We start from the raw sequence: 18,987 nt of genomic DNA on the forward strand, positions 1-18,987 counted from the left end.
TCAACAACTACAGAAAAGTAGTACGTGATCAGACTTTCGTTGACAGAACAGAGAACCTATACCACCTGAACCTCCCGCAGGAATCGGGATTCGAGAGTACGGAAAGTTCGTATGACCTGAAAGAAATGCACCGCATAGTAAACTCGCTGCCAAAAGAATACAAAGTGCCTTTTGCAATGCATGTTTCCGGATTCAAATACCGCGAAATTGCAGAAAAGCTCAATCTCCCGTTGGGAACCGTAAAGAGCAGGATCTTCTTTACACGCCAAAAGTTACAGGAAGAATTGAAAGATTTCAGATAACCATATTATATGACCTAAACCGACAACTAATCAATTTCCATATAATTTTTAGTGTAATTTTTTAGCTGCATTAATTCAGGAGCAAGAGGAAGAAACTTCCACACTTGCTCCTTTTTTTTTAGTTTATTATCGTTCGGCTTCAAAAACGCTGTAAGCCGAAGCGAAAAGTAATTCGCTCCCCAATCAGCCATAAAAATAGCGAATTTTCAAAAAATGCAGTATCTTTTTCAGATAAATCACATTCAACCGGCAAAGCTGCTTGTACTCTGTATTTTCCCGCTCCTTCGCCGGTTTCACCTTCCTTGCTCAAACATCCTATTCATAGGTAATCCAGGGCAAAGGAAAGTTTCTGCTCCCTATGCTCCGTGCAAATGTCTTCTAAGGGCCGTACATACGTTCCATAAACCTCAAGTATACGGATATCCCCATACGCCAATCAGTATCCGCAAACAAGTATTTCCGGACATAGCATACTCTACAACACATTTAACCATTTTTTACAGGGGCATTATCATCTTTTGCCAAATGTTTCCTTATATTTGAACAACAAACATGGAAGATTATTCCAAATATGGAAAAAGTAAAAGAAAACATGGAAAAAGCAGAAGAAAACTATAAAGTGCCGAACCTTGAAAAAGGGATTGCAGTCCTTGAGTATCTGTCACTTTACACGATGGGGAAAACATTGCAGGAAATCAAGTCGGAACTTGATATTTCGCAAACTACCGCTTACCGGATTCTGAATACTTTGGTCCGGTTAGGATACCTTATGTATAATGAAGATACCAAGCATTACAAATTATCCCGTAAACTATTGACACTTGGATTCAGATCGCTAAACGAACACAATCTATTGGAAATTGTCCTGCCGCATCTGCGTAATTTGCGTGATCAGGTGAAAGAAACAGCCTGCTTCGGAGTATTAGGAGATCAAAAAGGCATATTTATCGAACAGGCACAAGGACACCATACCTTCCGGTTCGTACTTTCACCGGGAAAACCTTTCGAACTGCATTGTTCGGCGCCCGGAAAAGCTATCATGGCTTATCTTCCTAATACTGTCCGCGATTATTATCTGGCACAGATGGAATTTACACGCTACAACGCACGTACAATTACGACCCCGGAGGCTTACATGGAAGAGCTGGAGAAAGTACGCAGACAAGGCTATGCCATGGACAACGAAGAAGAACTGAGCGGAGTAGTCTGCGTCGGCACACCGATCTTTAATTATACCAGTTACCCGTGTGGTGCCATTTGGATTTCCGGTCCCAAAGACAGGCTATCGAAAGAGGTAATCCGCCAATCCGTAGAATATATAAAAGATACGGCACAATGTATTTCAAGAGAGTTAGGATATAGTCACATATAAGAAAAAATATATACTATGAACACCCCCAAGCAAATATTGAAAAAGATAATCGTAGCTGCTTTTTTGTGCAGTCCTCTTTCGTTTGTCTTTGCAGGAAATCCTCCACTTTTTCCTACAGATATCACCTTGAACGATAAAGGGGAAATTCTGATTACAGAAAAAGGCAGAAACCGCATCAGCATCTTCTCACCGGATGGTAAAACACTTCTGCGTACGATTCCGGTAGACGAATCTCCTACCGGTATTCTTCTGGATGCCGACAAGGCATATGTCACTACAAATGCTGCCACCGGACATTTACAGATTATTTCTTTAGAAACCGGTAAGCAGGAAACCGCCATTGCAACAGGTTCCGGTGCCTGTTATCCGATATTCGGCCCGGACAAAAAACACATATATGTATGCAATCAATTCCAGAATACGGTTTCAGAGGTCGATCCGGCAATCCACCAAGTTATCCGTTCCGTAAAAGTCTTGCGTGAACCCAAATCAGCACTGTTCAGTAAAGACGGAGAGTACCTGTTCGTGACAAATTTTCTGCCGGCCCAACGGGCGGACGTCGACTATGTGGCTGCCTGTGTATCAGTAATCAGAATGAGCGATTTCACCAAGGTAAAAGACATACAACTGGCCAATGGAAGCAATGCACTTCGCGGCATTTGCATGACTCCTGATGGTAAATATATTTATATATCACATAATCTCGGCCGTTTTACTGTTCCGACTTCCCAATTGCAACAAGGATGGATGAACACCAGTGCCTTCAGCATCATAGATGTAGCAAAACAAGAATTCATCGGAGCGGTTGTTGTTGACGAGCCGGAACGAGGAGCAGCAGGCATCTGGAGCATCGTCTGCAACGACGAAACACTATTCATCACCCACTCCGGGACCCATGAAATCAGCGTTATCGATCATAAGGCAATGCTGGACAAGTTTCTGAATTATCCCAACAAATCGATGTTGGATTATGACCTGAGATTCCTGTACGGCTTGCGCAAGCGTATTCCATTGGAAGGAAACGGCCCCCGCAAAATGATCATGGAGAATGGTAAACTCTATATTCCCACTTATTTTGCCGACATCCTAAACATCGTAGACGCCCAAACTTGCGAAATAGCCACAGCCAATCTGAATCCGGACCGGGAAGAAAGTGCGGAAAATAAAGGAGAACGTTACTTCAACGATGCATCCCATTGTTTTCAAAATTGGCAGAGCTGCAACGGATGCCATCCCGGAGACGCCCGTACCGACGGTATGAACTGGGATTTAATGAACGACGGAGTCGGCAACTCCAAAAACTGCAAGAGTCTGTTATTCAGTCATCCTACCCCTCCCAGCATGATATCCGGTATCCGTGAAACCGCCGAATGGGCTGTACGTGCCGGCTTCAAGTTTATCCAATTCTTCGATATCACCGAAGAAGACGCCGTTTGTGTAGATGCCTATCTGAAATCTCTGCGACCTGTTCCAAGCCCTTATCTGGTCGACGGCGAACTGTCCGACCTCGCCAAAGAGGGTCGAAAAATTTTTGAAAAACTGAACTGTACGGAATGCCATAGCGGCCCCTATTATACCGACCTGAAGATGCACCGTATCGGTGAAGACATCGAGTTTGAAAAAGGATGGGATACCCCTACTCTTCGTGAAGTATGGCGCACAGCACCCTATCTATTCGACGGCCGTGCCGCCACCATGGAAGAAGTGTTCGAAATACATAAACATGGAATTGACAAAAAAGTATCTAAAAAGGAAATCAAAGCACTGACAGAATACGTAAACTCATTATAAACCAAAACCACTGGAAAACATGAACTATTGCGAAAAAATACGGTATAACATATATACCACCGAAGTAGCAGATTTTACAACGATGGCAGACACCTTATTGGCGCAATTACCGAAAGACGAATCCATATTCAGACTGGTATTCTTCGGTACTCCGGCAAACAATGAAGAATATGTCACACGACGTAGCATCCTGTGGAATAAGATACAGCAACGTTATGAAGATCGTCTGCCTGTAATGAGTTATGTATCACAACCGGCGTTGGACGGTGCCCTCACTTTGGAGGTACACAGCTACCGGGCGGATGAAAATGACCACATCACTTATCATCCCAACAAAGGTTTTCCATATGTCACGCTGGAGAATGCAGACGGCCGTTTTCTTTTTGCCGGTGGTTTTCACAGCGACATACTGGATTTTAATATCCAACAACAGGCCGTTGAAATCTTCCGCCTGGCAAGCGAGGTTCTGCACAAAGAGAACTTCCCCATCGAAAATATCATCCGGCAATGGAACTATATCGAACAAATTACCAGTTTTGACGGTGCCGACCAGCATTATCAAATGTTCAACAACGTACGCAGCAATTTCTACAATCAGGCAGTATGGACGAACGGTTATCCGGCAGCCACCGGAATCGGGACAAACTTAGGCGGTGTTCTGGTAGATATCGATGCCGCCGTATTCACACGCCCTGCTTGCTTTGCTACCCCGATCGACAACAAATTGCAGATTGCCGCCCATGCCTACTCGCCGCAAGTATTGGAAACCGCCCAACAACAAAAGACGACACCCAAGTTCGAACGTGCCAAAAGTATGACGTTCGACGACAGAAAACTTATCTACGTATCGGGTACAGCCGCTATCCGGGGAGAAGAGAGCCTGACCGGAGTCGGTCTCGAACGGCAGCTTCACATCACAATGGAGAATATAGCCCAACTGACCGGAGATGCACAACTGAAAATGCTGCGCGTCTATCTGAAAAACAAATCCGACTATAAGGAAGCGTACGAAGTATTAAGCAGTTATCAACTGGCCATTCCTGTCTCTTATATGTGTGCAGATGTATGTAGAGATGAGTTATTAATCGAAATAGAAGGGATTGCCATAAAATAAAACCCAATTCCTCCAGATTACACCACAGCAAAATCACTAACCTAATAAATAAACAAAAATGAAGAGAAAGCTAACAAAATCAGTAGCCTTAGGAGTAGTTATACTCGCTATGGCTGCATGTACCGGCAAAACATCCAATTCAGAAACCACCTGTTGCGAAAACGGAACATGCACCGAACAATGCAAAAACGAATGTAATAACAACAACTGTAAAAACAAAAAAGAAATGACTTATTCCAAAAAGTACACAAATGCCGATTTCTACAAAGACGGCAAATTCCAGCAAGATGTTGCCATGGAGGCAATGAAAGACATGTTCGCATTCTATGATGTTCCTTTCACTAAATTGATGGCGACCGATATGTGGGTCACTGATTTCGGATTGGGAGACTTTGAAAATGTAGGTATGGGAGGCATCTTTTGGGTGAACAATGAAGAACAAAGATATTTTGCACACGCCATTTATCTGCTCCCCGGCCAAATGATCCCCGAGCACGCGCACGTTGCCACCAAGTTCCCCGCCAAGCACGAATCATGGATGGTTGAAAAAGGATGGGCTTACAACTTCTCGGAAATTGGAGAAGAAACTCCGAATGCACCCGCCATACCGGCTACTCACGGCCCTATCAAAAGCAAGAATTTCGTAATACAGCAAGTAGGTGAAGTATTGCCGTTGAAACAACTGACTACTTTCCACTTCCTGATGGCCGGCCCCGAAGGAGCAATCGTTTCCGAATGGGCTACCTATCATGACAATGCCGGATTGCGTTTCACCAATGCCAAAGCCGCGTTATAAATATCCAAAGCTGCATTATAAAACAAGAAAATAGCAACACCTTATTATCAACTCCATGAATAAATCTTTGCTAATAGCTCTTGCATTCTTATCGGCTTCCGCCCTGGCCTTTGCCGGGCCGAAGCCCAAGAAAGCGGAGACGTGGATCGACGCTTCAGTGAAAGCGAAATCCGAATTACGCTCGCAATTGCAAAAGGCGGGAATGCCCGTCATATCCAAATGGATGAAAGCGAAAGATAAAGCCGAACCTTTCGTAGTAGACTTGAAAAACTGTAACCAACTCATACTCATTACCTCCGGTGGTCCCGACGGTACCGGGTATGACCATGCCGTATGGGGAAACGCTCGCTTTATTACAGCCGACGGTTCTTCCGTCTGGTTGGATCAGATACCGTTTGAATACGGTGTAGCCGGTTGGGACAAACCCAGAACCAACATAAATGCCAATGGCAAACCGATCCGGATTGCAGGCAAACCTTACGAACACGGAATGTTCTGCCATGCCAACGGCACACTTATCTATCCGGTCAAAAGCGAATATGTACGTTTCGAAGCAGAAGTAGGAATCGACGATGCCTCAAATACCGGCAGTGTATTTTTTCATGCATTGAACGTACTGCCTACGGCTGCTGCCAAACAGTTATCCGAGAAATATCCGGACCAGATAGGAATGCTGAACAGCCAAATGGGAGAACTGGATACCTGGTTAGTCACTGTTGATGCGTCTATTGAAAAACAGGTAGTAGAAGGTATGGCCAACAAGCTGAAAGACAGTGCTTACTTCAAAGACCTGATCCGGCAGGTAGCAGTAGAAAAAGACATAGACACACAGATACGTAAATACCTCGAATTATTTGAGAAGATACAAAATGTCTACGAGGTACAGAGCGAACTGGAATGGCTCAACATAGAAGCCATCAAACTGGCTTTTGCCGACATGAAAAAACAACAGGGGTACGATGCCGCAAAGTACGAACCTCTATTCAATGAACTGCTGAGCCTTTCTAAAAAAGGGTTTAACGCCATTTATCAAAACAACGCACAGGCGTTGGCAGATGCCCGCAAGGCATTAGAGAACAAACAGGCCATCCTGCTCGGCAATCCTCTGTTGGATGGTGACAAAATTGTAGCTACCCGTTTCAAGTTAGGTACACGTGCCCGCACGGCCATGGCACCGGATTTAGGTACGCAATCCAATAACTGGAGCAATCAGGAGTCTGCCCGCCGTAGCGGCTTCGACGCGGAAATTGTCGAATTATCCAATTTGCGCGGTGACATCCAGATGCGCCGGGTCTATAAACCGAAAAACACTTCATCCATTGCCGACCTTAAAATGCACTGGGACGGTGACCGGGTAATGTTTACCGCAACCATGCCGGACAACCGCTGGAACATACATGAGGTAAAACTCGATGGAACCGGTTACAAAACATTAGTCGAAAACAAAGAACCGGACCTGGAATTCTATGACGGTACTTATCTGCCCGACGGTCGCCTGATTGCCATCAGCAACATTGGTTACCAGGGAGTTCCCTGCGTCAGTGGTTCCGACCCGGTAGGTAACATGGTTCTGTACAATCCCCAAAATCAGGATATGCGCCGCATCACATTTGACCAGGATGCCAACTGGAATCCGGTTGTTATGAATAATGGACGTGTGATGTATACACGCTGGGAATATACCGACCTGATGCACTACTACTCCCGTTTCGTGATGCACATGAATCCGGACGGCACAGAACAGAAAGCCCTCTTCGGAAGCGGCTCCGCCTTCCCGAACAGCACATTCGACATCCAGCCTCTTCCCGGTCATGCATCGGCTTTCGTAGGTATCATTTCCGGTCACCACGGCATTGCCCGCTCCGGCCGCCTGATACTGTTCGATCCGACCAAAGCACGTAAAGGTGCGGCAGGTATGTTGCAAGAGATTCCGTATCGTAACCGTCCGATCGTAGAGATCATAAAAGATGAACTGGTAAACGGCGTATGGCCGCAGTTCATCAAACCGACTCCGTTGGACGATAAATACTACTTGGTAGCCGCCAAACTGAATCCACAGGATTTATGGGGCATCTATTTGGTAGATGTGTTCGACAATGTGACTTGCCTGATGAAACAGGAAGGTGAAGGCTTTATCAGCCCGATCATCGTACGTAAAAATGTTACTCCGCCCGCCATTCCGGATCGTGTGAAACTGAATGAAAAGGAAGCAACCGTATTTATCCAGGACATTTACGAAGGAGAAGGCCTGCGTGACGTACCTCGCGGAACCGTGAAAGAACTCCGTCTGCATGCCTACGAATACGCCTATCTGAAAACCGTATCCGACCACAACTGGCACGGGATTCAAAGCGGATGGGATATCAAGCGCCAGTTGGGAACCGTGCCCGTGGAAGAAGACGGTTCGGTGATTTTCAAGATACCGGCCAATACGCCTATATCCATACAACCGGTCGACAAAGACGGTGCCGCCATCCAATGGATGCGTAGCTGGCTGACCGGACAACCGGGTGAGATCGTATCCTGTATCGGATGCCACGAAGACCAGAACCAAATCCCCGTACCCAAACGCGTGATTGCTTCTCAACGTGCCGCTCATTCCATCAAAGCACCCGAAGGTGGCGTTCGCTCGTTCACTTTCGACTTGGAAGTACAACCGATCCTCGACCGTGCCTGTATCGCCTGCCACAACGGTGAAAAAGCATTCGACCTTCGTGCCGGAAAGAAAGATGAACACGGCTACGGCCCTTCTTATCTGAATCTGCACCCGTATGTGCACCGCCAAGGCCCGGAAGCCGACATGGCTGTTTTGCAACCGTACGAATATCATGCAAACACCAGTGAACTGATCCGTATCCTTAAAAAAGGACATGCCAACGTAGAACTGACCGATAAAGAGTGGCGGACGTTGTACAATTGGATTGATTATAATGCTCCGGACAAGGGCTATTTCAATGCCAACAAGATTACCGATTTCCCCTACCAGGGTTACGACCAGATTGAACGCCGTACAGAGCTTACCAACAAATATGCCAATGGCATGGGAGTAGACTGGAAGAAGGAAATTGCAGACTATGCGGCTTATCTGAAGGGCAAGGGAGAGATAACTCCTGTCATGCCGGAAGCTCCTGCACCTGTGAAAGAAAAGAATATAAAGGTGAAAAACTGGCCTTTCGATGCAGATGCAATCAGAGCCATGCTGGCCGATGAAAAAGAGACCCGCAAAGAGGTGACATTGGCTCCGGGCATCCAAATCACATTTGTACGTATTCCCGCAGGAGAATTCCCGATGGGTAGCTGGAACGGCGCCGATGACAACCGTCCTGTGTCTAAAGTAAAAATCGCCAAAGGATTCTGGATGGGTGAAGTGGAAATTACCAATGAACAATACAATGTCATCTTCCCCGATCATGACAGCCGGTATGTAGATCAATTATGGAAAGACCACGTACACTTCGGTTACCCGGCCAATGAGCCGAAACAACCGGTAATCCGTGTCAGCTACAATGATGCAATGGAGTACTGTAAACAGCTGAGCGAGAAGACCGGTCTGAACATCACACTACCGACAGAGGCACAATGGGAATGGGCTTGCCGCGCCGGAAGCGACTCGGATTTCTGGTATGGCAATTCCAATACCGATTTCGGCAAACTGGAAAATCTGGCGGATGAAAGTTGTAACCAGATGGCCGTAAGCGGCATTGACCCGCAACCGATGTCGAAAAACTCACATTGGTATAAGTATTACTCTTATCTGCCTAAAGAAGAGAGTGTGAATGATGGAGCCATGAACCAGGTCGATTCCAAGAATTATCAGGCAAACCCCTTCGGTCTGTACAGCATGCATGGAAATATCGCCGAGTGGACACGTTCGGACTACCGTCCTTACCCTTATACCGAAAAGGCGAAAACACCTTCCGAGTTTAAGGTAGTACGGGGCGGTTCGTACATAGAGCGTCCCAAATTCGCGACTTCTTATGCCCGTAAAGCCTACTATCCGCATCAACGGGTGTTCAATGTAGGGTTCCGTGTAATCATAGAAGACTAACCGTTGCAATACCAAACCTATGTACCCATATGCCAATTGGCATGTGGGTACATTAAAACTCTTATTTATTATTCAATTGACAACCCAATGAAAGTAACCTTTAATAAATTACTCTCTTCTTATGTAACAACGGTCGTTTTGTTACTTATCTATGCTGTTGCCCTGGCTGCCGCTACTTTCATTGAGAAATATTACGGTACGCCGACAGCCAAAACAATGGTCTACTACTCTCCCCTATTCTTCCTGCTTCAATTGCTGTTAGTCATCAACTTTCTGGCAATCGTCATAAAACGTTCCTATCTCAAAAGCCGGAAATGGGGTATGCTGACTGTTCATTTTGCTTTTATCATCATCCTGCTCGGTGCGCTTACTTCCTTTTTATTCAGCGAAGAAGGTATCCTGCATCTTCGTGAAGGAGAAACAAGTAACCAAATCGCCGTCCGGACCTCCGACGACCGGACCGGCATCCATATCCTCCCTTTTTCAGTGGAGCTAAAGAAATTTACACTGACCCGTTACCCCGGTTCATCCAGCCCTTCTTCCTATGAAAGTGAAGTCATTGTACACGTAGACGGCAAATCCCGTCCGGAACGAATCTTCATGAATAACGTGTTGGATGTGAAAGGTTACCGGTTCTTCCAAGCATCCTATGATCCGGATGAACAAGGAACAATCCTCTCCGTCAACCGTGACGTGGCAGGACGCAACATTACTTATACCGGCTATCTTCTGCTGGTCATCGGGCTGCTCCTTTGTTTTACCGGCAAGAATTCCCGTTTCATGCATCTGAGTCGCCGGCTGAAAGAACTTCACAATGCCGGAAATATCATCGCATGTTTACTAATGATGATTCTCGCATTCCCCGTAAACAGCCAAGCAAACGATGGAAGGCGAGAGATGGGAGACGAGAGATGGGAGATTGTACAAAAATATATGGTAAATCCGGGGCATGCCGAAGTATTCGGTTCCTTACCGATGCAATCGAATAGCGGGCGAGTGATGCCAATCAATACTTTTTCGTCTCAAGTACTGCGGAAACTGCATAAGTCGGAAAAGATCGGCGGTCTCAACTCCGATCAGTTCCTGATCAGTTTGTTGATAATGCCGGATATATGGATGCAAATTCCCTTCATCACCGTTTCCAATCCGGAGTTGACAAGTTATTATAACCTGTCTGCCAAACAATGTGCATACGTACAGTTCTTTGACAACGGTCACTACAAACTGCAAGAAAAGTTAGAAGAGGCTTACAATAAAATGCCGAACCAACGCACGCGTTTCGATAAAGACCTGATGAAACTGGATGAGCAGATCAATATCTTTCACCAACTCATCAACCGCCAAATGTTGAACCTCTTTCCATTGGAGAATGACCCCAGTCATAAGTGGTATGCTCCGGGAGATGACTTGTCCGCTTTTGCCGGAAAAGATTCCATGTTCGTATCCCGCATCATGGACTGGTATCTGGAAGAAGTGCAGGAGTCGCTGAGAAGTAATGATTGGACAAAGGCTAATGAAGTAGCCGGCATGATCAATACCTATCAGCAAGCCAAGAACAAGACACTCGATATCAGTCCTAAAAAGATACAATCAGAATTAAAATACAACCGGATGGATGTGTTCAGGGCTTGCAAAATCGGCTATCTGGTTCTGGGCGGTTTATTGCTAATCTTCACATTCATTGCCCAGTTCCAGTTCCGGGAAAAACGTTGGACAAAAACACTGATCTGGATATTGGGTATTCTGGTTCTGATCGTTTTTCATTATCACATGTATGGCATGGGTATGCGGTGGTACATAGGTGGATACGCTCCTTGGAGTAACTCTTATGAGACTATGGTATATGTGGCTTGGGCTACCGTCCTTGCCGGTTTGTTGTTTGTACGCCGCAATCCCCTGACTCTTGCACTGGCCACCCTATTCGGCGGGATCATTCTTTTTGTATCCGGTCTGAACTGGATGGACCCGGAAATCAGTACGCTGGTTCCTGTCCTTAAATCTCCGTGGTTGATGTTTCATGTGGCCATCATCGTCGCTGCTTACGGTTTCTTCGGTATCAGTTGCCTAATGGGCCTGACGAATATGATAATGGTTGTTTTTGCCGGAAAAGAGGATAACAATCCGTTGGTCAACCGTATCAAGGGGCTCAGTATCATCAATGAAATGTCACTACTGGTAGGGCTTGCCCTGATGACCATCGGTACCTTTTTAGGAGCAGTCTGGGCCAATGAATCCTGGGGACGTTATTGGGGATGGGATCCTAAAGAGACTTGGGCATTAATTACAATGGTTATCTATGCCATCGTCACCCACCTCCATCTGATTAAGCGCTGTAACTCCCTCTGGTTATTCAATGTCACATCGGTCATCGCCTTTTCTTCCGTCCTGATGACTTTTTTTGGAGTTAACTATTTCTTGAGCGGTATGCATTCTTACGGCCAAAATGAACATGTAAACAACATACTTATATATCTGTACTTAGCTTTCGGAATCATCATTGTTCTGGCTATGCTGTCTTATAGAAGTTGGAAAAAGAATCCGGAAAGGAGGAGGAAGTATGATAAGTAGTCAAGTAGTCAAGTAGTTAAGTAGTAAGTAGTGAGTAGAAAATAGTATAGCAAATAATAAAGTAGTAAGTGAAATGACAGTCAAGTAAGTAATAAATAATGAGTAGTTAGGGAGTAGACAGTAAGCAGTAAAAAGTAGATAGAAGACAATCAAATCGTAGAATAGAATTCCCAGACACGGAATCTATCCTACTTGACTACTTAACTACTAAATCACTTAACTACTAAATCCAATCACTTAGAAAAAATAACCATTTAAAACAAATCAATTATGAGAACATTCAACCATGTAGGTATCGTCACAACCGAACAAAAAGAAAATGCTTTCTTTAACGAAGGTCTCAGCGTATGGCTGACAGACTACAGTAAAAGTCCGAACAGAATCGAGTTTTTAAAATTCGAAGAAGGCAGTTGTATGCCCGAACTCGTACAGAAACAAGGACATATTGCTTATACAGTTCCTTCACTTGAAGAAGAATTGAAAGGGAAAAAGGTGATCTTCGGTCCGGCTGTTTGCGATGAACATCTCACGATTGCTTTCATTGAAGAAGAAGGCATTGCGATCGAAATAATGGAAATCAAATAAGAACTAATCAAAAAAAGGAGGACAATACCATGTCAGACATCAAAACAAAATTCATCAACGATCCGGAACAAATAACTCCCGAATTGTTGGAAGGCTACACATTAGCCTATGCCGATCAGGTAAAACTCGCAGGTGAAAACATCGTAGTACGCACCCACCCGAAAGATGAAAGCAAAGTAGCTATCGTCACATTAGGCGGCTCCGGCCACGAACCGGCGTTAAGCGGTTTTGTAGGCGAAGGTATGCTGGACTGCTCGGTAGTTGGAGATATCTTCGCAGCTCCCGGTGCACAACGTCTGTTTCAGGCCTTGCAGTTAATGAAACGTGAAGCCGGTATCCTGTTGGTCGTACTGAATCATTCCGGTGATATCATGAGTGCCAACATGGCATGCCAGTTAGCAGAACGGGCGGGTATCAAAGTGAAACAAATCGTCACCCATGACGATATCAGCGCAGGAATCGATGCAAATACCGATGATCGCCGTGGTTTGGCCGGTTGTGTCCCTTTATATAAAATAGTAGGAGCCGCAGCCGAAGAAGGTAAATCTTTGGACGAACTTATCGAAATCGGCGAACGCTACAACAATCAGGTAGCTACCCTTGCCGTAGCAATGCATTCCTGCACACATCCGCAAAATGGGGCAACCATTACCGACCTGCCCGAAGGTATTATGGAAATCGGTATGGGGCAGCATGGCGAAGGCGGTGGCGGCCAAAAACCGCTTGTATCCGCCGATGATACGGCAGCCGAAATGGTAGACCTGCTCTGTCAGCAGCTCAAACCCAAAGCAGGAGACAAGATGATGCTCATCATCAATGGTGTAGGCGCTACAACTCACATGGAACTGAATATTATCTTCCGTAAAGCCTATAAAGAGTTGGAAGCCCGCGGACTGCAAGTCGTAGTCAGCCGCATACAGGAAATACTAACTGTACAGGAGCAAGCCGGTTTCCAGATGATCATGGCTATCCTCGATGAAGATCATATCGATTATTTGAAGAACAAACGTTCCGATGCACCTTACTGGACTACCATCGGAAAATAAAACAACAAAGGAAATGACACAACTGACCATTGATAATTTTAAAACAATGCTTGCCACTGCTTTATCCAACATTAAAGCACGCGAGGATGAATTTTCCAAACTCGATGCCGTCATTGGTGACGGTGATCATGGACAAGCCATCGTAACAGCTATGAGTGCAATCGTTGCCACGGCCGAAAAAGGGAAAGAGTTCAAAACGATGCTGAACGACATGGGATTCGATGTCATGATGCAAGTAAGCGGCTCGACCAGCACGCTATTAGGGGCTTTCTTCTTAGGGATGAGCGACCATGCAAGTGGTACCGAGTTAGATACCAATGCCGTAAAAGCGATGTTTGCCGGAGGTCTTGCCAATGTGCAGAAGCAAACCAAAGCCCAGAAAGGTGACAAAACAATGATGGATGCTCTGATACCCGCTGTCGAAGCTATTCAGAATTGCCTTTCCGAAGATATCAAGGACGTCTTGAACGCAGGAGCCGAAGCAGCATTGGCCGGTGCCCAGTCCACCATCAATCTGAAAGCAAATTTCGGACGTGCCCGTAATTATGGAGAACGTTCCATCGGCTACATGGATAGCGGTGCCGCTTCCTGGAGTTGTATGTTCGCTTCCTTTGCAGAAGCAGCTAAAGAAAAGTAATTTATTTAGTAGTCAAGTAGTTAAGTAGTCAAGTAGTAAGTAGTAGATAGTCAAGTATAAAAAAGCAAGTAATAAAATTGCATGTAGCAAGCAACAGTAGTAGATAATTAAATCATTAAGTATAAACTTCAGATGCAAATCTATTCTACTTAACTACTTACTACTTGACTACTTACTACTTAACTACTTACTACTAAATTATCATTCAATAATAACAAAATAAAATGGCAGATTTAGACGATTTAAGAGAAGGCTCAAACTTCGGTTTGAATATCGCCGCTCAACAACAACATTTTCATGTGAAAGGTGCAGAAAATGCATCATGGGGTATGAAAGACCGTTTATCACGCATCTTCAACCCGAAAACAGGTAAATCCGTTATGTTGGCTTGCGACCACGGATTCATCATGGGCCCTACTTCCGGTCTGGAACGTATCGACCTGACAATTGTTCCGTTAATGGAATATGCAGACTGCCTGATGTGTACCCGAGGTATCCTGCAATCCGTTATCCCGGCTAACACAAAGACACCTATCTGTCTGCGTTCTGATGCGGGCACCTCTATTCTGACTGATTTGAACGACAATGTATTAATCGATATCGAAGATGCTGTTCGCATGAATGTATCGGCTATGGCTGTCATGCTGGCCATCGGTGATGAGGCCCACGAAGCAAAAACAGTAGCCAACCTGTACAAAGCAGTCGACAAAGCAAGCCGTTACAATATTCCCGTAATGGGAGTAACGGCAGTAGGGAAACAAATGGCGCGTGATGCCCGTTATTTCGGACTGGCTTCACGTATCTGTGCCGAAAACGGTGCTAATATCGTAAAGACCTACTATTGCGACGGTTTTGAAAAAGTAGCAGCCGCTTGTCCGGTTCCGGTCGTTATTGCAGGTGGTAAGAAACTTCCGGAGAAAGAAGCTCTCGAACTTTGCTATCACGCTATTAACGATGGCGCTGCCGGTGTAGACATGGGACGCAACGTATTCCAAAGCGAATCTCCTGCTGCCATGATTCAAGCAGTACATGCCGTGGTACACGACGGACTTACTCCGGAACAGGGTTTTGAAATGTTCCAGGATTTATCTAAATAACGAAAGATTCAGAATTGGGAACCAAGTCAGACAGGTTCCCAATTTTCTATTAACACACATGCATGATGAAGAAAATATCTATATTTTTATATTTCATCCTTTTTCTTATTTCCAATACTTCCGGACAGAATAAAACGGAAAAACTACTGTTAGGTGGTTCCGGTTGGAATAAGATTGTCATCATAGACAAAGAATCGAAGCAAATAGAGTGGGAACATCCCCTACAAGAAGGATGGGAGTGCAATTCAGTAGCCGCTACACCGGACGGCAACATCTTGTTCTCCTACGGCAAGGGTGCCAAAACGATCAACCGCAACCATCAGGAAATATGGAATATCACCGTACCGGACGGATGTGAGATGCAAACAGCCCGTGTACTATCCGACGGCAATTATCTGTTGGCATGGACAGGACATCCGGCTGTGATCATGGAAGTAAGCCCGAAAGGTAAAATTCTATCGCGTACAGAATACGAAACAGGGATCGACCATCCCCACTCCCAGTTCCGCCAATTGAATAAAAATCCACGTGGAAACTATCTTATCCCGCTTATATCCACTTCCGAAGTGCGGGAAATATCTCCGGACGGTAAACTGATCAGCACTTTAAAAACAGAAGGTACTCCTTTCACAACCTTGGAATCAGTTAACGGAAATTACTGGATAGCCTGCGGTGACGGACACGCATTGGTAGAAGTCAATCCGGATAGCCGTCAAGTCATCCGCCGGTATAGCGAGAACGATATTAAAGGAGTCCGTCTCTTCTTCACTGCCGGCTTATGCAAAGGCTCCGATGGAAGCCTTTACATCTGCAATTGGCAAGGGCACAGTCATGATGCCAACGAAGCAAACAGTCCGCAGCTTTTCGAAATAAACCATAAAGGAGAAATTGTATGGAGTTTGAATGATAACCGGACATTCGGGATGATATCCACTGTCAGTATCATAAACTGATTTCCTAAAGAAAGCATATGTGCCAATACGGTATATTTCCGGTTGGCGCGTTTGCTTTATTGGGAACCTTATTTCATAGAAGATTCTCTATTAATGCTGCATTGATCGAAGATCCTTCCGGCAAGAAACAACGTATAGGAGTCAGTAATATAATTCGTGGATGAGAATTCAAAGCCTTATAACTATCTATCAGATGTTGATAATCCGCCATGAACTCATCTTTATATTTCCAATTTTGCGGCTTCGTATCATTAGTTCCCAATTTTATCAATACAATATCCGGTTGAAAATTTTGTGATTCAATGTACTCTTTCGTTTTAACATAAGGATAATCTCCTTGAGTAAGAAGGGTTCTGCCCGATACCCCATAATTTCTGACCTCATAACCATCACCTAAATAAGCTTGCAGTTGTGCCGGATAAGAGTTTTGATCGCGATTGGCAATGAATACTCCATAAGTTATACTGTTTCCTATACAAGCCACTTTTACAGCCGTCTTCTGGGAAAACAGATTCGTACTCAGAAACAAGAACATCCATAAATTCAAAATGAATTTTAATCTCATTGTTATCAGTAATTTATAATTCGGTTTAACGTTTATTCCTTTTATCAGATTCTGTTCATGATACATCAAGAACAATCTTTGGCATCCTCATTTAATATTTTTGTAAAAGTACAAAAATTATATTCCGATAGACATAAACCGATCAATGTTTTTTCACAAACAGCAAAGATCACCTTGATCGTCACAAAAATAAGAAACTATTGATAAAACCAATATCAACATTCTCTCAAATACGATCAATAAAGTATCCATAATTTAAAAAGACAAACTTCAAATGCACAAAGACAATAAACAAATATTTTTTATTACAACGATCTATAAAAAAGGGGAAGAAGTGCATAGAGAAATCATACGATAATATCCGTAAATCACACCCATTTCAGATACATAATATCAAGAGCTGAAAGATATAACAGGGTTCTGAAACACCAAAAATAAATGACAAACAGCAAACCCTATAAAAAGCTATATATCAAGCAATTATATAACACTATTTTTTCTCTACGGGAAACGGGTCGAAACTCTACGAGGAACAACCCGATTCTCTACGAGTTTCGGGCCGTTTCCCGTAGAGAAAACAAACGGTCGTCCATAAGTTTAAACAAAATAGAGAGACTAATGATTAGAAAAGAACATCCAAGCGTAAAATAAAGATAAAGTGAAAAAAGAAAGTGCCTATTACCTCCCGGCAACAAGCACTCACAAAACTTTTAATACAAATCTACAATTACCTTTCTCTTGGTAAATGTTCCGTCGGATAACTGTACAGGATCCTCCACATTCCATTTCATCGACACCGATTTACTCAAATAATCAAGTATCTGAAACAACGATTCATTCCTGAATGTGGCCCGAAATGTGTAATTCTTGCCCGATTTATTATTGAAATGAATATCGACATTAAAATGCCGGGACAATCTTTTCAGCATCTCATCCAAAGAAGTATTTCTAAAAATCAGTTTACCATCCTTCCAGGCCGTTTTTTCAGAGACGTCTACCTTAGATTTCATAAACTGCAACGCTTTTTTATCAAAAAGCAGGCGTTCACCCGGATTCAAGGTCTCGGAAGTCCCGTAAACCGGCATAAACACGCTTACATGGCCGGACTCCAAGACCGTCTCAACATAGTCTTCACTTTCATAAGCACTAACATTAAAACGGGTGCCATAAACGTATACACGTATCCCCGAAGGAGTATTCACATAAAAGGGATGTTCCTTGTCGGTTTGTACATCAAAATAAGCCTCACCTTGCAAATCGACTTCACGTCCCTCTCCCCGGAACACGGTAGGATAACGAAGCGTACTTCCGGAATTCAGCCAAACAACCGAATTATCCGGCAATTCATAGCGGACAACAGAACCGACAGAAGCTGTAATATCTACATATTGCACTTTTTCCTCCGGCTCATTGAAATATAAATATCCCAATATGACAGATGATAAGAACAGTGGTAAAGTCAAGAAAGCGGCATATTTAATCAGTCGAGTTCTGATTTGCCTATTCCGTTTCTTCCTGATCCCTTTTCGAGTTCTCTGATAAGCAGCTTTCACATCGATTGCTTCCATTGCCTTTATATCATCTCCCAAAGCCAATGCATTCTGAAGATCATGAAAAAGTTTCCGGTGCTCTTCCGACTCATTCAGCCAAACCTCTACTTTCTCTTTCTCAGCCTCCGTACACAAGCCTTTACAGTAACGAAAGAATAATTCCGAATCTTGATATTCCATCTATTTCTAAATTATTTAGAAGCCTCTCCCCAACCCTCTCCGTGGGAGAGGGGGTACAGATACTATTGTCTATTAATTAGTTACAAAACTAACTTAGCTCCCTCTCCCACGGAGAGGGCTGGGGAGAGGCCTCTTTTTTATTAGTTTCTCGCTTTTTTAACCCCATTCACAAAGTGCTAAATTACCATATTATTGGCAGATACAACTGCAAGTATAAAATAAATTTGTTAATAAACAGCCAAATTGGAGATAAAATTAAGAGATTCATAACTCTACAGGAGAAATTCAACTCATGGATATTACAATCGAAACCCGGCCGGTAGGACAGCTTCCCTACTTTTTTTTGATTTCTGAAAAAAACAAATCCAATCCATGCTTTTAGA

At 44.2% G+C, this 18,987-nt stretch carries 15 protein-coding genes; 12 read left to right on the plus strand and 3 right to left on the minus strand.

Annotated features, from left to right (window positions below; all coding sequences use genetic code 11):
- On the plus strand, window positions 1-302 hold a 302-nt coding region (locus tag QVP90_RS11490; RefSeq protein ID WP_288204358.1), incomplete at its 5' end, for an RNA polymerase sigma factor.
- Between the two features lie 139 nt (window positions 303-441).
- Here QVP90_RS11490 and QVP90_RS11495 read toward each other — a convergent pair.
- Complete coding sequence (locus tag QVP90_RS11495) at window positions 442-612, minus strand: hypothetical protein (RefSeq protein WP_157440067.1); 171 nt, start codon at window positions 610-612, stop codon at window positions 442-444.
- Between the two features lie 261 nt (window positions 613-873).
- Here QVP90_RS11495 and QVP90_RS11500 point away from each other — a divergent pair, with 261 nt between their 5' ends.
- From QVP90_RS11500 to QVP90_RS11550, 11 genes are all read left to right on the plus strand, one after another.
- The gene (locus QVP90_RS11500; RefSeq protein ID WP_264380820.1) at window positions 874-1,674 is read left to right on the plus strand and encodes an IclR family transcriptional regulator; all 801 of its coding nucleotides are present in this window, start codon (window positions 874-876) and stop codon (window positions 1,672-1,674) included.
- A 15-nt stretch (window positions 1,675-1,689) separates the two neighbouring features.
- Entirely contained in the window at window positions 1,690-3,465 is a 1,776-nt protein-coding gene (locus tag QVP90_RS11505) for a YncE family protein (RefSeq protein ID WP_021936509.1), read from the plus strand.
- Window positions 3,466-3,484: 19 nt separating this feature from the next.
- Window positions 3,485-4,579: a chorismate transformation enzyme, FkbO/Hyg5 family gene (locus tag QVP90_RS11510; RefSeq protein WP_005927121.1), complete on the plus strand. Its 1,095-nt coding sequence runs from the start codon at window positions 3,485-3,487 to the stop codon at window positions 4,577-4,579.
- Between the two features lie 58 nt (window positions 4,580-4,637).
- Window positions 4,638-5,375, plus strand: coding sequence for a hypothetical protein (locus tag QVP90_RS11515; protein WP_007479104.1), 738 nt, complete (start codon window positions 4,638-4,640; stop codon window positions 5,373-5,375).
- Between the two features lie 55 nt (window positions 5,376-5,430).
- On the plus strand, window positions 5,431-9,423 hold the full coding sequence (locus QVP90_RS11520; protein WP_021936510.1) for an SUMF1/EgtB/PvdO family nonheme iron enzyme: 3,993 nt from the start codon (window positions 5,431-5,433) through the stop codon (window positions 9,421-9,423).
- 87 nt (window positions 9,424-9,510) lie between these two features.
- Window positions 9,511-11,991: a cytochrome c biogenesis protein CcsA gene (gene ccsA / locus QVP90_RS11525; protein WP_021936511.1), complete on the plus strand. Its 2,481-nt coding sequence runs from the start codon at window positions 9,511-9,513 to the stop codon at window positions 11,989-11,991.
- Between the two features lie 270 nt (window positions 11,992-12,261).
- The gene (locus tag QVP90_RS11530; protein ID WP_005927131.1) at window positions 12,262-12,576 is read left to right on the plus strand and encodes a hypothetical protein; all 315 of its coding nucleotides are present in this window, start codon (window positions 12,262-12,264) and stop codon (window positions 12,574-12,576) included.
- A 29-nt stretch (window positions 12,577-12,605) separates the two neighbouring features.
- A complete protein-coding gene (locus QVP90_RS11535) occupies window positions 12,606-13,622 on the plus strand; it encodes a dihydroxyacetone kinase subunit DhaK (protein WP_005927134.1) in 1,017 nt (338 codons plus the stop codon).
- A 13-nt stretch (window positions 13,623-13,635) separates the two neighbouring features.
- A complete protein-coding gene (locus QVP90_RS11540) occupies window positions 13,636-14,259 on the plus strand; it encodes a DAK2 domain-containing protein (RefSeq protein WP_021936512.1) in 624 nt (207 codons plus the stop codon).
- 224 nt (window positions 14,260-14,483) lie between these two features.
- A complete protein-coding gene (gene lsrF / locus QVP90_RS11545) occupies window positions 14,484-15,356 on the plus strand; it encodes a 3-hydroxy-5-phosphonooxypentane-2,4-dione thiolase (protein ID WP_005927140.1) in 873 nt (290 codons plus the stop codon).
- Window positions 15,357-15,421: 65 nt separating this feature from the next.
- Window positions 15,422-16,309, plus strand: a complete 888-nt coding sequence (locus tag QVP90_RS11550; RefSeq protein WP_021936513.1) for a beta-propeller domain-containing protein — start codon at window positions 15,422-15,424, stop codon at window positions 16,307-16,309.
- Between the two features lie 73 nt (window positions 16,310-16,382).
- Here QVP90_RS11550 and QVP90_RS11555 read toward each other — a convergent pair whose 3' ends face one another.
- Window positions 16,383-16,874, minus strand: a complete 492-nt coding sequence (locus QVP90_RS11555) for a GDSL-type esterase/lipase family protein (protein ID WP_021936514.1) — start codon at window positions 16,872-16,874, stop codon at window positions 16,383-16,385.
- A gap of 710 nt (window positions 16,875-17,584) precedes the next feature.
- Window positions 17,585-18,604, minus strand: a complete 1,020-nt coding sequence (locus QVP90_RS11560; protein ID WP_021936515.1) for a FecR family protein — start codon at window positions 18,602-18,604, stop codon at window positions 17,585-17,587.
- Window positions 18,605-18,987 lie beyond the last annotated feature (383 nt).

The sequence above is a fragment of the Bacteroides sp. CAG:189 genome (genome assembly GCF_000432295.1).
Lineage (GTDB): Bacteria > Bacteroidota > Bacteroidia > Bacteroidales > Bacteroidaceae > Bacteroides > Bacteroides salyersiae.

Bases quoted from the DNA above. Each gene is read 5' to 3' on its own strand.
- QVP90_RS11500 (WP_264380820.1), top strand. From the start codon at position 874: ATGGAAAAAGTAAAAGAAAACATGGAAAAAGCAGAAGAAAACTATAAA.
- QVP90_RS11505 (WP_021936509.1), top strand. From the start codon at position 1,690: ATGAACACCCCCAAGCAAATATTGAAAAAGATAATCGTAGCTGCTTTT.
- QVP90_RS11510 (WP_005927121.1), top strand. From the start codon at position 3,485: ATGAACTATTGCGAAAAAATACGGTATAACATATATACCACCGAAGTA.
- QVP90_RS11515 (WP_007479104.1), top strand. From the start codon at position 4,638: ATGAAGAGAAAGCTAACAAAATCAGTAGCCTTAGGAGTAGTTATACTC.
- QVP90_RS11520 (WP_021936510.1), top strand. From the start codon at position 5,431: ATGAATAAATCTTTGCTAATAGCTCTTGCATTCTTATCGGCTTCCGCC.
- ccsA (WP_021936511.1), top strand. From the start codon at position 9,511: ATGAAAGTAACCTTTAATAAATTACTCTCTTCTTATGTAACAACGGTC.
- QVP90_RS11530 (WP_005927131.1), top strand. From the start codon at position 12,262: ATGAGAACATTCAACCATGTAGGTATCGTCACAACCGAACAAAAAGAA.
- QVP90_RS11535 (WP_005927134.1), top strand. From the start codon at position 12,606: ATGTCAGACATCAAAACAAAATTCATCAACGATCCGGAACAAATAACT.
- QVP90_RS11540 (WP_021936512.1), top strand. From the start codon at position 13,636: ATGACACAACTGACCATTGATAATTTTAAAACAATGCTTGCCACTGCT.
- lsrF (WP_005927140.1), top strand. From the start codon at position 14,484: ATGGCAGATTTAGACGATTTAAGAGAAGGCTCAAACTTCGGTTTGAAT.
- QVP90_RS11550 (WP_021936513.1), top strand. From the start codon at position 15,422: ATGAAGAAAATATCTATATTTTTATATTTCATCCTTTTTCTTATTTCC.
- QVP90_RS11555 (WP_021936514.1), bottom strand. From the start codon at position 16,874: ATGAGATTAAAATTCATTTTGAATTTATGGATGTTCTTGTTTCTGAGT.
- QVP90_RS11560 (WP_021936515.1), bottom strand. From the start codon at position 18,604: ATGGAATATCAAGATTCGGAATTATTCTTTCGTTACTGTAAAGGCTTG.